Here is a 16,342-nt window from a genome sequence, read left to right as displayed (position 1 = left end):
CGGCTTGATCTTTCTTGTACGGTTAAGAGGTTATGATCGGCGGTCGTCAGGCCGCATCGGCGAGCGGAACGGCATCGACCAGCCGCTCCAGCGCAAGGACGAGGATCATCCGCTGGTCGATCGTCGCCAGTCCTTCGAGGAAACGGGATGCGTCGGCATCCCCCATCTCGGGCAGCGGCTGCATATCCTCCGCCGCGACCGTGACGATGTCGTTGACGGCATCGACGATGATGCCCTGCAACTGTTCGCCGATGCGGACGACGATGATGACGTGGCGCGCGCTGGGATCGGTCGTGCCCCAGCCCAGCCGACAGCGCAGGTCGAGCACCGGCAGCACGACGCCGCGCAGGTTGACGACGCCGCGGACATGCGCGGGCACGTTGGGCAGCGGCGTCGCCGGCGACCATGCGCGAATCTCGCGGATCGCCATGATGTCGACGCCCAAAACTTGGTCGCCGAGCTGGAAGGTGATGAGTTGACGGGACATGGGTGTCGCCTCGTTGGTCAGGAGGATCAATGCAGCACGCGCCGGATGGCGGCGGCGAGCTTGTCGGGGTGGAAGGGCTTGACGATCCAGCCGGTCGCGCCGGCATCACGCGCGCGCTGCTTCTTCTCGTCGGAGCTTTCGGTGGTCAGGACCAGGATCGGCAGGTTGCGCCGGCCCGCGCCGCGAACCTCCGCGATCAGGCCGAACCCGTCCATCCGCGGCATGTTGATATCGGTGATGAGCAGGTCCGGTTCCGGTGTCGTCGCCAGCGTCTCCAGCGCGTCGACGCCGTCCTCCGCCTCGATCACGCTATAGCCGAGGTCGGTCAGGGCGGCGCGCAGCAGCATCCGCATGCTGGGCGAGTCGTCGACGGTCATGATCGTCTTGGGTACGGTATCGGTCATCAGAAGAACTCCACGTCGCCGAGAGCGGCAGGTGCGATCACGGGGGCGGGACGCCGGACGACGGGTGTCGGCACGGTGTCGTTGACGGTGGTGCAGCGGGCGAGCCCCAGCGCGGCGCGAAACTCGACCCGGCGCGCGCCGGTGCCGCCGACATCCTCGCCGACCAGCGGGATGCGCTCGTCGCGAAGGAACGACCGGGCGAAAGCAATGTTGGTGCCGCCGATGTCGCGAAAGCCGCTGCGCATCGATGCGCCGCCGAAGATCCGCGCCTTCAGCCGGTGCCGCGACGCGCCCATCGCGAGCATCGCGTTGATGAGCACCTCCATCGCATACACGCCGTAACGCTGCATCGATCCGGTGTCGGTCGAGGTGCCGTCCGCCAGCAGATAATGGTTGATGCCGCCGATCTGCGCGACCGGATCGTAGAAGCAGGCGGCGATGCAGCTGCCCAGCACCGTCGTGATGACGACGTCCTGCTCGTCCGATACCCGCGTCTCGCCCTGCGCCACGGTGATCCGGCGAAAGCCGTCGCGGGGCTTGGCCGCGATCATGCCCGGCACTCCACGATCAGCCGCGCCGCGATGCGGCCCAGCGGCTGCTGTTCGCACACCGCGCCGATCCGGTGCGCCACCGCCGGCATGCCGTAGACGACGCACGTCGCCTCGTCCTGGCCGATCGTCGTCGACCCCGTGTTTCGCATGGTCTTCAATCCTTCCGCTCCATCGCCGCCCATTCCGGTCAGGATCACGCCCACCGCATCAGCGCCGGCGACACGGGCGACCGACTGGAACAGCCGATCGACCGAAGGCCGATGGCCGCTGACCTTGGCATCCTCGACCAGCCGGCAATGTCGTTTGGTTCCGGTGCCCGCGATCTCCAGATGCCGGTCGCCGCCGGGGGCCAGATAGACCGTCCCCGCCACCAGCGGTGCGCCGGCCCGCGCCTCCAGCACGCGCGGCGGGCTCAACCGGTCGAGGCGCGCGGCGAAGCTGGCGGTGAAGCTGGCCGGCATATGCTGGACGATCACCGTCGGCGGGCAGTTCTGGGGGAAATCGGCGAGAAGGGCGATCAGCGTCTCGACGCCGCCGGTCGACGCGCCGATCGCGATCATGCTGCTCGCGCGGGGGTGAAATACCTCCGATTTCGGCTGGATCGGCGGTGCCGTCGGACGCAGCGACGACGACGGCCGCGACTTCGCTGCGGCGCGGACCAGATCGGTCAGGCTCAACGCGCCGTTCGCGTCGGCGGCGAGCGGCAACGCCGCCTTGTCGAAACAGTCGAACGCACCCAGCTCCAGCGCCGCCAGACTGACATCCGCGCCGCGCGACGTCAGCGTCGACAGCATGACGACGGGCGTCGGCCGCAACCGCATCAGCCGCTCCAGAAACTCCAGCCCGTTCATGCCGGGCATCTCGATGTCGAGCGTCACGACGTCGGGGTCCAGGGCCTTGATCTGCGCGCGGGCCTCGTCCGCGGAACCGGCGGTCCCGACCACCTCGATCGCCGGATCGCATTCCAGCTTGCGCCGGATCATCGCCTGCATGGTCGCGGAATCGTCCACGATCAGGGTCCGGACGCTCATGCCGACACCTTCAGATAGGCGGTGCGACCGACATTCTCGAAACGCTTCTCGACGCCGCCCACCAGCCGCTCGGAATGGCCGATGTACAGCATGCCGCCCACTTCCAGCCGATCGGCGAGCCGCGACTGGAGCCGCGCCTTGGTCGGCTCGTCGAAATAGATCATGACGTTCCGGCAGCAGATCGCATCGAACCGCCCCTTGATCGGCCATTCGCCGAGCAAGTTGAGCGGCCGGAACGCGATCGCGTCGCGCAACATCGGATCGACCGTCAGCAGGTCGCCCTGTCCCTTGACCCACGCCGTCCGCAGCGCACCCGGCACGGTCGCCAGCGTCGCCTTGCTGTAACGCCCTTCCCGTGCGGTCGCGAGGACGCTGGCCGAGACGTCGGTCGCCAACAGTTTGAAATCGCGTCCCAGCAGCCGCTGCGCCGCGGTCCGGTCGCTGCCCAGCGCGGCCATCAGCCACGTATAGGGCTCCTCCCCGCTGGAACACGCCGCCGACCACAGGCGGACGCGCCCGCCCTTCGCCAGCCGTTCGGACAGCGACGGCCACATCCGCGTGCCGAAATCGTCGAAATGGTGGCTCTCGCGGAAGAAGCTGGTGTGGTTGGTGGTCAGGGCATCGATCGCCTTCGCCCGTTCTTCGGCATCGTCGCCGATCGCCACGATATAGTCGGCGACGCTGGACAGGCCGCAGGCGCGGACGCGCGGGGCCAGGCGGCCATAGACGAGCTGCATCTTGCCGTCGGGCAGCAGGATGCCGACCTCGTCATAAACCATCGTCGAGATGGTGCGATGGTCGGTCGCGGTGAAAGCGAATTCGCGTCCCCGTTCCGGGGAGGCGGCGGTTGCCGGAGCGCCCATCACGCTGCCTCCGCCAGTGCGACGCGCGACAGGCGGCTACGCGCCGTCAGCGTGTCGATGTCGACGATCAGCGCGACGCGCCCGTCGCCCAGAATGGTCGCCCCTGCCACGCCTTCGATCTCCTGATAATTGGCCTCGAGGCTCTTCACGACGACCTGCCGCTGGTCGCGGATCGTATCGACGAGCAGCGCCGCCTGACCCTGATCGCCCTCCACGACGATCAGCACCGCCTTGGTCGGGTCACGTTCCGCATCGGCGATGCCGAGATGGTCGGCGAGCGGGAAGACCGGCACATAGGAACCGCGGACGTCGAGCAGCGCACCGTCGACGCCGAACCGGTTGAGCGTCTCCTGCGTCGGGCGCAGGCTTTCGACGATATGGCTGAGCGGGATCACGAACGTCTCCGACCCGATCGTCACGATCATGCCATCCAGCACCGCCAGCGTCAGCGGCAGGCTGAGCGAGAAGCTCGATCCGACGCCTTCGCGCGACTGGATGCTGATGCGGCCGCCCAGCGCCTGGATGTTCTTGCGCACGACATCCATGCCGACACCACGGCCGGACACGTTGGAAATTGTTGCGGCGGTGGAGAAGCCGGGTGCGAAGATCAGGTTGTCGATCTCCTCGTCGCTCAGGGTCGCGTCGGGCAGGATGATGCCGCGCTCGATCGCCTTCGCGCGGACGCGGGCGCGGTTGATGCCCTGCCCGTCATCGGAGACGGTGATGACGATCCGGCCGCTGTGATGCGCGGCGGACAGGCGCACGACCCCCTCCGGCGACTTGCCGGCGGCGATGCGGCCCTCGGTCGATTCGAGGCCGTGGTCGACGGCGTTGCGGATGAGGTGGGTCAGCGGTTCGCCGATGCGCTCGACCACGGTCTTGTCGACCTCGGTCATCTCGCCCTCGACTTCCAGCCGCACGCGCTTGCCGACTTCGCCCTCCAGCTCGCGGATGATGCGCGGCACGCGGCTGAAGACGGTCTTCATCGGCTGCGCGCGGATCGCCATCGTCGATTCCTGCAACTCGCGCGTCAGGTGTTCAAGGTCGCTGAGTTCGGAAATCCCGCCCATGCGGCTCTCGGTCAGCCGCTGCGCGAGCATCGACTGGGTGATGACGAGTTCCCCGACGAGGTTGACCAACCGGTCGAGCTTGTCGAGGTCGACGCGGATCGTCTGCGCGGCGGGTGGCGTCGCCGCCCCCTTGGCGGCCGCCTTCGGTTCGTCGGACGACACGGAGGCGGCAGTCGACGGGGCGTCGTCCTGCGGCATGACCACGGCTTGGACGATCGCCGTCGAGACCGGAGCGGGCGCCGGTGCGAGGGGCGCAGCCGGCACGACATCGCGCGTCAGCGTGATCGCGCAGGCATCGGTGAACTCGAAGACCGCCAGAATATCGTCTTCGCTGGCCTGCGCCGGCAGCGCCATCGTCCAGCCGAGATAGGCACATTCCGGATCGATCGCGTCGAGCGTCGGCAGCGCGCCGACGTCACATTCGACGACGACGCCGCCCAGCAGCGACAGTTCGCGCAGCAGCAACAACGGTTCGGCACCGTGATCCAGCGCATTGGCGGTCGGGCGGTACACGAGCCGCCAGCCCGCGGGCGCATCCTCCGCCGGGGTATCGGCCTGCGGAGCGACATCGCCCAGCATCGCCATCAGGTCGTCGAAATCGTCGCCGATCCCGGCCGACGCCGGTTCCGACGCGGGTGCCGGCGTGCCAGTCGGCGGGGAGGCCGGCGTCGCCGCGGTGTCGCCGCCCGCCGCCGCTTCCAGCCGGACGAGCATCGCGGCATCGGCGGGAACCGCGGTGTCGTCACGCGCCGCGGCGACATGGTCCGACAGCATGTCGAACGCGCCGATGACGATGTCGAGCAGCGCCGGCGTCAGCTCCAGCGTACCGTTGCGGATCAGGTCAAGCAGCGTTTCGTAGTGGTGGGTATAGGCCTGAAGCCGTTCGTGACCGAACGCCCCGGCCCCGCCCTTGATCGAATGGACGCAACGGAACACGCCGTTGATCGTCTCCGCATCGCGGTCGCCGTCCCGCAGGGTGGCGAAGCTCGCTTCCATGCCGGCGAGACCTTCGTCGCACTCCTGGAAGAACATCTGCTGGATGGCATTGAGGTCCACGGGAACGCTCCTGGATCAGGCGATGAGGAGGGCGTCGAGCCCGGCGAGCGACACCATGCCGGCGAGGGCCGGGCTGACCGGGTCGATCCGGAAATCGACCTCGGCCTGCGCCGCCGCCGATCGGCCGGCGGCCAGCACCTGAAGGCAGGCGAGCCCCGCCCGTTCCACACCGCTGCCGTCGATCGCCAGCGGTCCGCCCTGGCCCAGCGCCTGCTTCAGCGCCTGACGCAGCGGCCCGGCCGCGGACGTGTCCATGATGGTGGCGAGATTGAGGGTCGATGCGGTCAGGGTCATTGGACGGCTCCCGGCAAGGCGCGGATGGGACGGGGGCGAACGGTCAGAATTCGGACCAGTCGCTCTCGGCCGCGGCGCTGCCGCCGCCCCCGCCAGCCACCCGGCGCTTCGCCGTCCGGGCGATATCGCGTCCGGCCTGCGCAGCCCGCGCCTGCAAGGTGTGGACCACCGACGTCGATGCCGGCACCGCCACCGGGCGGGTCGCGCCGCTGAGCGTGAAACGCGACACTTCGCGCGCCAGATGATCGGCCTCCTCCGCCAGGCTGCGCGCGGCGGCCGTCGCTTCCTCGACCATCGCCGCGTTCTGCTGCGTCACGCCGTCCATCTCGGACACGGCGGTGTTGACCTGCTGCAAGCCGGTGGCCTGTTGTTCGGCAGAGGTGGCGATCGTGCCGACCAGCACGCTGATCTCGCCGATCCGGCCGATGATCCGCTGCAACGCCTTGCCCGTCTCGCTGACCAGTTCGACGCCGGCCTCGACCTGCTCGGACGACGCCATGATCTTCGCCTTCACGTCCTTCGCCGCGTCCGCGGAACGTTGCGCCAGCGCCCGGACTTCGGAGGCGACCACGGCGAAACCGCGACCCGCATCGCCGGCCCGTGCCGCCTCGACGCCGGCGTTCAGCGCCAGCAGGTTGGTCTGGAAGGCGATGCCGTCGATGACGCTGATGATCTCGCTGATCTCGGCGGAGGCGCGCTCGATGCCGCTCATCGCCTCGACCGCGCGGCGCACGACGTCGCCGGACTGTTCCGCCTCGGTGCGGGCCTCGCCGACCACGGCATTGGCGCGGATCGCACCGGCGGCCGTCTCACGCACCGTGCCGGTGATCTCGTCCATCGCGGCGGCGGTTTCCTCCAGGCTGGCGGCCTGTTGCTCGGTGCGCTGCGACAGGTCATCGGATGCCTGCCGGATATCGCTGGCGCCGTTGTTGATGCCGCTGCTGGCGTCGCTGACGGCGGTCAATGCCGCGCCGACCGCGTCCATCGCGCGGTTGTAATCGAGGCGCAGGCCCTCGTAATCCGCCGGGAAGGGATCGTTGATCCGGTGGCTGAGATCGCTGATCGCAACGCGGGCCAGCCCGGTGCCGAGGGCACCGACGACCTGTTCCTGCGCCTTGCCCGCAGCCTGGATCGCCTCGCCATTCTCGCGGAATACCTGCATCGCCTTGGTCATGCGGCCGACGCAGTCGGTAAAATCGATGTACGCGATCGGCGAGGACAGATCGCCGGCGGCCAGCCCCTCCATGCGCACGACGGTGGTGACATAGGGGTCGCAGACCAGCCGCTTCGCGGCCACGCCGACAATCCCGATCGCCGCCAGCGCGGCCATCGCGGCACCCAGCAGGGTCGTCGAGGCGGCCGGATCGCCGATCGCCATCGCGGTCGTCGCCACCGGAACCGCGCCGAGCGTGAGATAGGTTACGAGCAGCACGTCGAACTTGCGACGGATCGGGGCTTTGGCACGGAACCAGGCGATCATCAGAGCATCTCCATCCATTGGGCCAGCTGCTCATGGGAAATCGCCATGCGCCAAAGCCTCGCTACGAAGATGTCTCTAGTGAACGATTGACTAAGGCAGGGTTAATGACGAGGTTAGACCGGCATTAACTGTAGCTTACGCGTTGTAATCGTAGGTATATCCGCTCGACAGGCGGATGTCTTCGGCTGTTTTACTCGCATTCAACTGGCAGACATGCGCAGGTTACTTGCATTACCGGGCGGTTTTTATAGAGTAAAATCAGTGTGTTATGCCTTTCCCCGGCGCTTTTCCGGGTGATTGCGAATCGCTGTCGGCGGGTCGCACAGGCGTTCCGTCGGCGGCTCTCGACACCGGCTGCCGGGCGGGTAGGGTCGGCCGATGATCGACCACGAAACCGCCATGCCGACCGCGGATCGCACCCCGACCGCCGACATCGTCGCGCATGTGCGCGACGCGGCGACGCGATGGGACCATGGCAACGGACCGGAGGTCTTCCCGGCCGAACGGCTGGCGGAGCTGAGCCGGACGGGCGCGTTGCGGGCGTTCGCCTCCCTGCTCGACGAACCGGCGACCCGCGATCTGCTCGTCGTGCTGCGGCGGATCGGCGGGGCCGACCTCAGCCTCGGCCGCATCTACGAGGGGCACGTCAATGCGGTGCAGCTGGTGGAGGCCTATGGCACGGACGAGCAGCGATCTGTGTTGCACGACGATCTCGCCGCGTCGCGCAGCTTCGGGGTGTGGAACACCGAACCGCCGCCGGGCATGACGCTGGCCCCGTGCGAGGGTGGATTTCGGCTGACGGGCGCGAAGAGTTTCGCGACCGGGGCCGGCCACCTCGACCGCGCGCTCATCACCGCCAGATGGCCGGACGGGACCAAACAGATGGTGCTGGTCGACATCGCCGGGCAGACCGATCGCGTCGACGATTCGGCGTGGCAGGTGCGCGGGATGCGCGGCACGGTCAGCGGCCTGTTCGATTTCGACGGGATGATCGTGCCGCCGGAGGCGCTGATCGGCCAGCCGGGCGATTACGAGCGGGAGCCGCGCTTTTCGGCGGGTGCGTGGCGCTTCACGGCGGTGCAGCTCGGTGCGATCGAGGCGCTGGTGCGGCACTGGCGCGATCATCTGGTCGCGACCGGCAAGGGCGGCGATCCGATCCAGCGCGTCCGCTTCGGCGCGGCGGTGGCGGCGACGCGATCGGCGGGACAATGGGTCGCCCGCGCCGCCACGCTGGCGGAGGCCGCGCGGCCGGAGGCGATCGGGTGCGTGATGATGACGCGCGGCATCGTCGAGGATGCGGGCCTGTCGGTCATGGAGGGAGCCGCGCGGGCGATCGGCACCGCGTCCTTCGTCGCGGGCAGCCGGGTCGATCGCATCACTCGCGATCTCGGCCTGTATCTGCGTCAGCCGGTGCCCGATCAGGCGCGCGACCGCGCCGCCGCCGCGTGGCTGGAGGCGGATCGCTGGGGCGACGACCCCTGGTGGTGATGCCCGGCTGGCGGGACCGGGCGCGAATGATGCGACGGGCGCGGTCGTCATCGATCGCGGAGGCTGTCCGGAGCGGCGGCTGGCTGGTGATCGCACCGCATCCGGACGACGAGACTCTGGGGGCCGGCGGCCTGATCGCGGCACTGGCGGCGGCGGGTGGAGAGGTGACGGTGGCGTTCCTGACCGATGGGTCGGGCAGCCATGTCGGCGCACCCGGATGGAGCGCGCGCCGCGTCGCAGGCGTCCGCGCGCGAGAGGCCGGCGCCGCGCTGCGCGCGCTAAGGCTGAAGACAACGCCGGTCGCGCTCGGATGGCGCGATGCCGCGCCGCCGCCGGCCGGCTCCACCGCGTTCGAGACGACGGTACGCCGGCTCGTCGCGCTCTGCCGTGCGCGCCGCATCCACAACATCGTCGCGAGCTGGGATGCCGATCCGCATTGCGACCACGAGGCGGCGGCGGCGCTGGCGCGGGAGGTCGGGCGGCGGACGGGTATCGCGCCGCGTTTCTACGGCGTCTGGGCATGGACGTTGCCGGACCTGACGACCCGGCTGCGCGCGATGCGGGCCGTCGCCCTGCCGGTCGCGCTCTGGCGCGGGCATCAGCGTCGCGCGCTGGCCTGTCATCGCACGCAGCTCGGCGGCCGCATCGCCGGAGCCGCAGACCGGTTCGTCCTGCCGCGATCGATGCGGCGGCTGGTCGATGCGACCCACATCCTGCTGCTGGAGCCCCGCGATGCGCCGTGAACACTCGATCGAACCCGGCTGGTTCGAGGCCCTGTACCGCGATCAGGGCGACCCGTGGCATTTCGCAACCAGCCCCTATGAGCGCGAGAAATACGACCACACGCTCGCCAGCCTGCCGCAGCCGCGGGTCGGATCGATGCTGGAGGTCGGCTGCGCCAACGGCGTCCTGACGGAGCTGCTGGCCGGGCATTGCGACCGGCTGCTCGCGGTCGACGTATCGCAGACCGCGCTCGCCGCCGCGGCGGAGCGGTGCGCCGCATTGTCGAACGTCAGCTTCGCGCAACGCCGATTGCCGGCGGAGGCGCCCGATGGCCGATTCGATCTGATCCTGCTGTCGGAGGTGATCTATTACTGGGACGATGCCGATCTGGCGCGGCTCGCCGACTATCTGCGTGGGGCGCTGCCGTCAGGCGGGCATGTGCTGCTCGTCCACTGGACCGGGGATACCGACTATCCCAAGTCCGGGGACGACGCCGTCGCCGAACTGCGGCAGCGGCTGGGCGATGCGGTCGATGTCGTCACCCGGGATCGACGAGAGCAGTATCGGCTCGACCTGTGGCGGCGTCGCTGACCGGCGCGCGCGGATCGTCGCGCCCGCAGCCCGGACGGCGGCAGGCAGCGTCCGGAAACTGAGCCGGTCCTCAGCTCCTGCTGATGCGGGATCGAGCGCGGCGGGAAAGGCATAGGTTTCGTGCAGCGGATCGTCGTCACCCTGCGCGATCCACTGTGCGAAGGCGTCGGCCATGCCGCCCGGTGCCCGCCCCTGCGTGCGGCTGGATGTGAAGACCCGAACGTCGACTGGGTGGCGCACCCGCCCGCCGGCGCGGCGCACGGCATCGAACAGCGCGCGATCCTCCGCCAGCGACGGGGTGGGCGCACCGCCGATCCGGCGATACAGGTCCAGCGTCAGCGCGATGCTCGCGCCCCCTTCGTAATGATGGCGCGGCCAGACATCGTGCGCGTCGCGCTCCGTATCCGCCCGCAGCCAGTCGAGCGCGGTGTAATAGCGGCCGAGCAGGTTGAGCCGGTCCACTGCGCGACGTCCCAACGCGGCGCGGTCCGCCCGGCGGGTCAGCGCGCGCCCGGCGACCGCATCGGCCCCGGCATCGATGCGCGCGACCGTCCGCACCAGCCAGTCGGGCGCGACCTCCGTATCCGCATCGGTCGAGACGAGGATATCGGTCGGCCGGCAAAGATGATCGGCGGCGGCGTCGAACGCCAGCCGCCGTGCCCAGCCCGCGTGACGATGATCGGGCAGCAGCGACACCGCCGACCAGCGCAACATGGCATGACGCAAACGGACGGTCTGGAGGATGGCGGCGGTCCGATCCCGGCAGTTGTTGGCGACCACCACGACCGTCACCGGCCCGCCATGACGGCTGGCGGCATCGTCCAGCGCCGCGAGGCAGGCCGGCAGATCCGCCTCCTCATCCCTCGCCGGCAATGCGACGGCGATCCGATGCCCCTGATAACCCCCTATATTCATTCAGATTAGAAAACCCGACGGGGCGGGACGTTCCGTAGCCGTCCGGGGCGATCCGCAGCCGACCCGCCAGGATGCCGAAATGGCGGCATCCGCCACAAGATACTTGCGCCGCCGCCCCGCCGCGATTAGGCGCGCAGCTTCCAGGCGCCCGTAGCTCAGCTGGATAGAGCATCAGACTACGAATCTGAGGGTCGGACGTTCGAATCGTTCCGGGCGCACCACTGGACATCCCGCAATCGAGGCAGGACGCGGAGGCTTCGCGTGGACAAGAGCTGGGGCGCGTCCCCGTCGAACGGCTTCCGGGTACGAACCAATGCCAGCCCCGAGGATCGCGCTACGGAGCGGGCCAAAGCCCGCGAGGTCCGCGCCGGCGAGCGATCCATCCTGATGGCGCAACGCATCGAAGCCCGGACCGCGAGCCGCGACGCGGACGCCGTCGCACGCGAACAGGCCCGCGAGGAGCGGCGGGAGCAGGAACGATTGCGTGCCACGGGCGATCCGCACGCCGAGGCGGCCCGGCGCCACCGTTCGTCGGGGCGCAAGGATGTCGTCCGCGAACAGCGGGATACGCGGTCCTATACCACTGTCGTCGATGCCGGCCGGATGCGCGAACTGGCCAGGCGCGGCGCATCGCCGTCGGGGCTGGCGGGTGCGTTCGGGATCACAGTCGACGCGGTCGAGGCGATCCTGAACGAACCCGGGTGACCTATCGCGGTGCGAGCGGTGTCCCCGCGGCGGCGCAGACATAGGTCGCCAGATCTTCGCGCAGCGGTAGCCCCTCGATCGACCGCAGCGGGCCGTCATAGGCGATCGCGGTTTCCGCGAACGACCGCCGGTTGCCGACGCCCAGGATGTGGAACAGCCGCTGCGGGCAACTCACCCCGACCCGCGCATAGGCGACGCGACCGCCGCGTTCCTGCCGGATCACCGCCACCAGCTTGCCCGTCATCAGCGGCTTGCGCTGCCACAGCAGGTAATAGCGCGACTGCGTGTCGGACGGCGTGGGGATCAAAGTGCCGATATCGTCCCCGCGCGCCGGTGCCGACGTCGCGGCGGTCAAATTGCGGAGCGTGACGCGCGGTGTCGCGTCGGTGTCGTTGCCGAACGTGTCGCCGCTGGAACAGGCGGCCGGAAGGAGAAGCGCGGCAAGGGCGATGCGCGCCGACAGCATCGGCATAGGCGTTCGGGCTCTGGCAGACAGGTTGCGGGACGGGCGGCGATACCCAGCCGGCGTTAGTCCGGCAAGCGTGACCCTAACGTGAATCTATATCGTGCGCGCGCCGCCGTCTTCACCCTCGTCGACGTCCGCCTCGTTGTCCGCGCCGACGCCCCGTTCCAGCCGCGCCTCGTCGCCGGCAGGATCCGTCTTTAGCTGGCGATCACCGCATCCTCGACATCCTCCTCGCGTGGGGCGGTGTCGGCATGGCGCTGCGCTAGATTCGCGCAGACCAGCAACTGCAACTGGTGGAAGATCATCAGCGGCAGGATCACCGCGCCGACCTCCGCGGGGGAGAACAGCACGCCGGCCATCGGCACGCCCGCCGCCAGACTCTTCTTCGATCCGCAGAACAGGATGGCGATCGCATCGGCGCGGTCGAACTTCAGACGCCGGGTCAGGGCGCTCGTCGTCAGCATCGCCGCCGCGAGCAGCAGCGCGCAGAACAGGAACACCAGCGCCAGTTGCCACACCGGTACGCGCGTCCACAGCCCCTCCACCACCGCCGCGCTGAACGCGGTGTAGACGACCAGCAGGATCGATCCGCGATCGACATAGGACAGCATCGCCTTGCGCCGCTCCACGAACCCGGCAGTCAATGGCCGCGACAGGTGTCCGGCGACGAACGGCACCAGCAGCTGGAAGACGATCGTCCAGACCTCGTCGCCGGACACGCCACCCGCCCCTCCGGCCTGCCCGGCCATCAGCAGCGCGACGAGCAGGGGCGTGAACAGGATGCCGAGCAGGTTGGACGCGGAGGCGCTGCACACCGCCGCCGGCACGTTGCCGCGCGCGATCGAGGTGAAGGCGATCGACGACTGCACCGTCGACGGCAACAGCGTCAGGAACAACAGCCCGCTCGCCAGCGAGGGCGCCAGCACCTGGCCGGCGACCCCGTGCGCCGCCAGCCCGAACATCGGAAACAGCGCGAACGTGATCGCCAGCACCAGCAGGTGCAACCGCCAGTTCGTCAGCCCCTGCACGATCGCCGCGCGCGACAGCTTCGCGCCGTGCAGGAAGAACAGCAGCGCGATCGCACCCTCCGTCGCATAGCCCAGCACGGTCGCGACGACGCCGCGACATGGTAGCACCGACGCGAGCACGACGGTGGCGATCAGCAGCAGGCTGTAACGGTCTATACGTTTGAACATCGTGGCTTATCGTCCCGGTCGCGCCAGACGGTAACGGGCGGCGGGGCGATACGATGCCGCAGCTTTGGCTACGCAGACGATCCGCGTTCGACTATGACGGCGAAATCGAAGCGATTACCAAGGGCGGCGGATACCGATCGTCGTCGGACAGGAGTAGGGTCAGGAATGGAAGCTATGATCGCGTGTGCCGCCGCTGCAATCGCCTTGACCGGCATCGCCGCCGCTACCCCGCAGCCGCAGGCTGCACCCGCCGCGAAGGCAGCGCCCGCAGCGCCCAGCGCGATTGCGGCTTCCGCCGCACAGGCCGCCCCCGCCGGCCGACCCGAGGATACCGAGGTCTGGGCACCCGAAGTGCCGGTGATCGTTCCCGGCCCGGCGACCACGACCCCCGCCCCCTCCGACGCGATCGTGCTGTTCGACGGCAAGGACCTGAACGAATGGGTCTCGACCAAGGACAAGGGTGCGGCGAAGTGGACCGTCGCGGACGGGGTGCTGACCGTGAAGAAGGGGACCGGCAACATCCAGACCAAACGCAGCTTCCGCAACTATCAGGTGCATCTGGAGTGGAAGGTGCCGGCGAACATCACCGGCGAGGGACAGGCCCGCGGCAATAGCGGACTGTTCCTGGCGTCGACCGGCGACGGCGACAACGGGTACGAGCTCCAGATCATGGATAGCTATCGCAACAAGACCTATGTCAACGGTCAGGCGGGCGCGATCTACAAGCAGTTCGCACCGCTCGCGAACCCGGTCCGCGCGCCGGGCGAATGGCAGAGCTACGACGTGATCTGGACCGCGCCGGTGTTCGCCGCGGACGGATCGGTGACCAGCCCCGCCTATGTCACCGCCTTCATCAACGGCGTGCTGGTGCAGGACCATGTCGCGCTGAAAGGCGAGACGGCCTACATCGGCGCACCCCGCTACAAGGCGCATGGACCGGCCCCGATCAAGTTGCAGGATCACGGCGACCCCAGCGCGCCGATCAGCTACCGCTCGATCTGGATCCGCGAGCTGAAGTGATCTTGTGGGGGGAGAGCTGCGGCCCACCCCCACTTCCCCGGCGAAGGCCGGGGTCCAGTCGCGGTGAGTTCATTGAGACTCATGAGGTCAGCTGCAACTGGACCCCGGCCTTCGCCGGGGAGGGGAATGGGCGCTGATAGGCAGCCCCCTACTTCGCCTTCGTCGCGGCGATGTAGCGGTCGACCTGCTCCTCCAGCACCGCGAGCGGCAGCGCCCCCTGGCTCAGCACCGCTTCGTGGAAGTCGCGGATGTCGAACTTCGGCCCCAGCGCCTGCTCCGCCCGCTTGCGCAGCTCGGCGATCTTGAGCTGCCCGACCATGTAGCTGGTCGCCTGACCCGGCCAGTTGAAATACCGGTCGACCTCGCGGCCGATGTCCTTCTCCGACACCGAGCTGTTCGCCTTGAAGTACGCGACCGCCTGTTCGCGCGTCCAGCGTTTGGAGTGGATGCCGGTGTCGAGCACCAGCCGGATCGCGCGCCAGACCTGCAGCGAGAGCATGCCGAACCGCGCATAGGGGTCCTTGTACACGCCCATTTCGTTCGCCAGCCGCTCCGAATACAGGCCCCATCCCTCGACATAGGCGCCGTAGCCGCCGAACTTGCGGAACTTGGGAATGCCGGTCATCTCCTGCTGGCGCGCGATCTGGAAATGGTGGCCCGGCGCGCCCTCGTGCGCGGCGATGCCGGCGACCTGCACCTTCTGCGTCTGGTTCATGTCGGCGAGGTTGACGTAATAGATGCCCGGCCGCGATCCGTCGGCGGAGGGCGGGTTGTAGAAGGCGGTCGACGCGGTGCCCTCCCGCCACTTCTCCACCGCGCGCACCTCTAAAGGTGCCTTGGGCAGCACGCGGAAATAGCGCGGGGCGGCCACCATCACCGACGCGATGACGGCGCGGGCATCGCCCAGATACTCCTCGCGGCCGGCGGCGGTATTCGGATATTTGAATTTCGGATCGCTGCGGATGCTGTCGAAGAACTGCTCCAGCGTGCCGGTGAAGCCGACCTCCCGCCTGATCGCCTCCATCTCCTGACGAATCGCCGCGACCTGACGAAGCCCGAGTTCGTGGATCTGGTCGGCGGTCAGGTCGGTCGTCGTCGATCCCTTGAGCCGGTCGGCATAATAGGCCGCGCCGTTGGGCAGGCTCCAGGCGCCGAAGTTGCCCTTCGACAGCGGCTCGATCGCGTCCAGCGCGGCGAACAGCGTGTCGTAGCCGCGGCGGAACGGGCCGGTCAGCGCCGCACCCGCATCCGCCAGCAGCTTCGCCCTGGTCGCATCGGGTGCCTTCAGCGCCGTCACCTTCTTGCGGAAATCGGCCATGACGGTCGAATCCGGACCATTGTCGAACGGCGCGCCGGTGATGACCGCCTTCGCGTCGGCACGGGCGGGCGCGAAATTGACCTTGTTGGGGATGATCCCCGCCGCCGCCTGCTCTCGCATCGTCGCGGCAACCTCGCGCATCACCCGCTCGGTTTCGCGCAACCGGGAGATATAGGCCTGCGCATCGGCGACGGTGTCGACCTTGTGATTGTTGATGAGCAGCACGGGGATGTCGCCCGCCGGGCTGCCGTTGGTCGACACCGGGAACCGCAGCTTGCGGAACGGAAAGGACTCGCCTTCCCGCTCGACCTGATATTCGAACAGGCGATAGCTGACCCGCGCGCTCTCCCCCAGTCGCTCAGGACGGAACCGCGCGCGCATCTCCTTCAGCTGCCGCTCCGCCAGCGCGCGCGATCGCACCGCGGCGGCATCGGTATAGTCGTCGAGCTTCCCGTAATCGGTTTTGAAGCCGAGTTGCGTCTGCGCCTCGGGACTGAGCGCCAGTTGCTCGTCATAGGCGCGGTCGAGGAATTGCAGCAGCGCGGCGTCCTGCGCCTCTGTCGATCCGGCCGAAGCCGCCTGAAGCGGGTCGGGCGCACTCGCCTGAACCAGCGGCATCAGGGGCAGAAACATCAGGGCAATGGCAGGACGCATCGGAGACTCCTTCGGGATCAGCCGCTTCTC

Annotated in this window: 16 protein-coding genes, 1 tRNA gene and 1 pseudogene; 6 read left to right on the top strand and 12 right to left on the bottom strand. The window is 68.7% G+C overall.

All coding sequences use genetic code 11. The annotated features are described in order from the left end of the window. Window positions 1–46 precede the first annotated feature (46 nt). From ASG07_RS00270 to ASG07_RS00235, 8 genes are read right to left on the bottom strand one after another with little or no spacing between them, the layout of a single operon-like run. A complete protein-coding gene (locus ASG07_RS00270) occupies window positions 47–487 on the bottom strand; it encodes a chemotaxis protein CheW (RefSeq protein WP_055842651.1) in 441 nt (146 codons plus the stop codon). 26 nt (window positions 488–513) lie between these two features. Continuing rightward, entirely contained in the window at window positions 514–891 is a 378-nt protein-coding gene (locus tag ASG07_RS00265) for a response regulator (protein WP_055840622.1), read from the bottom strand. Next, entirely contained in the window at window positions 891–1,442 is a 552-nt protein-coding gene (locus ASG07_RS00260) for a chemotaxis protein CheD (protein ID WP_055842648.1), read from the bottom strand. The genes ASG07_RS00265 and ASG07_RS00260 overlap by 1 nt, the downstream gene beginning before the upstream one ends. Further along, window positions 1,439–2,473 (bottom strand): protein-glutamate methylesterase/protein-glutamine glutaminase, encoded by a 1,035-nt coding sequence (locus ASG07_RS00255; RefSeq protein WP_055840619.1) that lies wholly within the window; start codon window positions 2,471–2,473, stop codon window positions 1,439–1,441. Before ASG07_RS00255 ends, ASG07_RS00260 begins: the two co-directional genes overlap by 4 nt. Then, complete coding sequence (locus tag ASG07_RS00250; protein WP_055840615.1) at window positions 2,470–3,336, bottom strand: CheR family methyltransferase; 867 nt, start codon at window positions 3,334–3,336, stop codon at window positions 2,470–2,472. Before ASG07_RS00250 ends, ASG07_RS00255 begins: the two co-directional genes overlap by 4 nt. Beyond that, window positions 3,336–5,462: a chemotaxis protein CheA gene (locus tag ASG07_RS00245; protein WP_055840612.1), complete on the bottom strand. Its 2,127-nt coding sequence runs from the start codon at window positions 5,460–5,462 to the stop codon at window positions 3,336–3,338. Before ASG07_RS00245 ends, ASG07_RS00250 begins: the two co-directional genes overlap by 1 nt. A 15-nt stretch (window positions 5,463–5,477) precedes the next feature. Then, window positions 5,478–5,756, bottom strand: a complete 279-nt coding sequence (locus ASG07_RS00240; protein WP_236694455.1) for an STAS domain-containing protein — start codon at window positions 5,754–5,756, stop codon at window positions 5,478–5,480. 43 nt (window positions 5,757–5,799) lie between these two features. Beyond that, a complete protein-coding gene (locus ASG07_RS00235) occupies window positions 5,800–7,236 on the bottom strand; it encodes a methyl-accepting chemotaxis protein (protein ID WP_236694454.1) in 1,437 nt (478 codons plus the stop codon). 378 nt (window positions 7,237–7,614) lie between these two features. On the opposite strand from ASG07_RS00235, the gene ASG07_RS17385 reads away from it, so the two are divergent. Genes ASG07_RS17385 through ASG07_RS16755 form a run of 3 tightly spaced genes read left to right on the top strand, consistent with a single transcriptional unit; the run spans window position 7,615 to window position 10,038 of the window. Further along, window positions 7,615–8,724 (top strand): hypothetical protein, encoded by a 1,110-nt coding sequence (locus ASG07_RS17385; protein WP_055840605.1) that lies wholly within the window; start codon window positions 7,615–7,617, stop codon window positions 8,722–8,724. Window positions 8,725–8,750: 26 nt separating this feature from the next. Beyond that, window positions 8,751–9,467 carry a PIG-L deacetylase family protein gene (locus ASG07_RS17115; RefSeq protein WP_168377281.1) on the top strand — a complete coding sequence of 239 codons (717 nt, stop codon included), beginning with the start codon at window positions 8,751–8,753 and terminating at the stop codon, window positions 9,465–9,467. Next, complete coding sequence (locus ASG07_RS16755) at window positions 9,457–10,038, top strand: class I SAM-dependent DNA methyltransferase (RefSeq protein WP_082474388.1); 582 nt, start codon at window positions 9,457–9,459, stop codon at window positions 10,036–10,038. Before ASG07_RS17115 ends, ASG07_RS16755 begins: the two co-directional genes overlap by 11 nt. A 210-nt stretch (window positions 10,039–10,248) precedes the next feature. Here the strand turns inward: ASG07_RS16755 and ASG07_RS17725 are convergent. Next, window positions 10,249–10,953: pseudogene (locus ASG07_RS17725) on the bottom strand (glycosyltransferase); the annotation flags it as partial. 144 nt (window positions 10,954–11,097) lie between these two features. Between ASG07_RS17725 and ASG07_RS00215 the strand changes: the two are divergent. Then, a tRNA-Arg gene (locus ASG07_RS00215) sits at window positions 11,098–11,174 on the top strand. 40 nt (window positions 11,175–11,214) lie between these two features. After that, window positions 11,215–11,658, top strand: coding sequence for a hypothetical protein (locus tag ASG07_RS00210; RefSeq protein WP_055840596.1), 444 nt, complete (start codon window positions 11,215–11,217; stop codon window positions 11,656–11,658). A 1-nt stretch (window position 11,659) separates the two neighbouring features. On the opposite strand, the gene ASG07_RS00205 is transcribed toward ASG07_RS00210, so the two are convergent. After that, window positions 11,660–12,124: a hypothetical protein gene (locus ASG07_RS00205; RefSeq protein ID WP_055840594.1), complete on the bottom strand. Its 465-nt coding sequence runs from the start codon at window positions 12,122–12,124 to the stop codon at window positions 11,660–11,662. A gap of 197 nt (window positions 12,125–12,321) precedes the next feature. Beyond that, window positions 12,322–13,320, bottom strand: coding sequence for a bile acid:sodium symporter family protein (locus ASG07_RS00200; RefSeq protein WP_055840591.1), 999 nt, complete (start codon window positions 13,318–13,320; stop codon window positions 12,322–12,324). Between the two features lie 165 nt (window positions 13,321–13,485). On the opposite strand from ASG07_RS00200, the gene ASG07_RS00195 reads away from it, so the two are divergent. Then, window positions 13,486–14,340 (top strand): 3-keto-disaccharide hydrolase, encoded by an 855-nt coding sequence (locus ASG07_RS00195; RefSeq protein WP_236694453.1) that lies wholly within the window; start codon window positions 13,486–13,488, stop codon window positions 14,338–14,340. A gap of 148 nt (window positions 14,341–14,488) precedes the next feature. On the opposite strand, the gene ASG07_RS00190 is transcribed toward ASG07_RS00195, so the two are convergent. Further along, window positions 14,489–16,312: a DUF885 domain-containing protein gene (locus ASG07_RS00190; RefSeq protein WP_082474386.1), complete on the bottom strand. Its 1,824-nt coding sequence runs from the start codon at window positions 16,310–16,312 to the stop codon at window positions 14,489–14,491. Window positions 16,313–16,342 lie beyond the last annotated feature (30 nt).

The organism is Sphingomonas sp. Leaf343 (assembly GCF_001423765.1).
Lineage (GTDB): Bacteria > Pseudomonadota > Alphaproteobacteria > Sphingomonadales > Sphingomonadaceae > Sphingomonas.
Note: the sequence above shows the minus strand (reverse complement) of the source record. Positions and strands in the feature narration are given on the sequence as shown.

Coding starts and splice junctions, on each gene's coding strand:
- ASG07_RS00270 (WP_055842651.1), bottom strand. CDS start 487: ATGTCCCGTCAACTCATCACCTTCCAGCTCGGCGACCAAGTTTTGGGC.
- ASG07_RS00265 (WP_055840622.1), bottom strand. CDS start 891: ATGACCGATACCGTACCCAAGACGATCATGACCGTCGACGACTCGCCC.
- ASG07_RS00260 (WP_055842648.1), bottom strand. CDS start 1,442: ATGATCGCGGCCAAGCCCCGCGACGGCTTTCGCCGGATCACCGTGGCG.
- ASG07_RS00255 (WP_055840619.1), bottom strand. CDS start 2,473: ATGAGCGTCCGGACCCTGATCGTGGACGATTCCGCGACCATGCAGGCG.
- ASG07_RS00250 (WP_055840615.1), bottom strand. CDS start 3,336: ATGGGCGCTCCGGCAACCGCCGCCTCCCCGGAACGGGGACGCGAATTC.
- ASG07_RS00240 (WP_236694455.1), bottom strand. CDS start 5,756: ATGACCCTGACCGCATCGACCCTCAATCTCGCCACCATCATGGACACG.
- ASG07_RS00235 (WP_236694454.1), bottom strand. CDS start 7,236: ATGATCGCCTGGTTCCGTGCCAAAGCCCCGATCCGTCGCAAGTTCGAC.
- ASG07_RS17385 (WP_055840605.1), top strand. CDS start 7,615: ATGATCGACCACGAAACCGCCATGCCGACCGCGGATCGCACCCCGACC.
- ASG07_RS17115 (WP_168377281.1), top strand. CDS start 8,751: ATGATGCGACGGGCGCGGTCGTCATCGATCGCGGAGGCTGTCCGGAGC.
- ASG07_RS16755 (WP_082474388.1), top strand. CDS start 9,457: ATGCGCCGTGAACACTCGATCGAACCCGGCTGGTTCGAGGCCCTGTAC.
- ASG07_RS00205 (WP_055840594.1), bottom strand. CDS start 12,124: ATGCTGTCGGCGCGCATCGCCCTTGCCGCGCTTCTCCTTCCGGCCGCC.
- ASG07_RS00200 (WP_055840591.1), bottom strand. CDS start 13,320: ATGTTCAAACGTATAGACCGTTACAGCCTGCTGCTGATCGCCACCGTC.
- ASG07_RS00195 (WP_236694453.1), top strand. CDS start 13,486: ATGGAAGCTATGATCGCGTGTGCCGCCGCTGCAATCGCCTTGACCGGC.
- ASG07_RS00190 (WP_082474386.1), bottom strand. CDS start 16,312: ATGCGTCCTGCCATTGCCCTGATGTTTCTGCCCCTGATGCCGCTGGTT.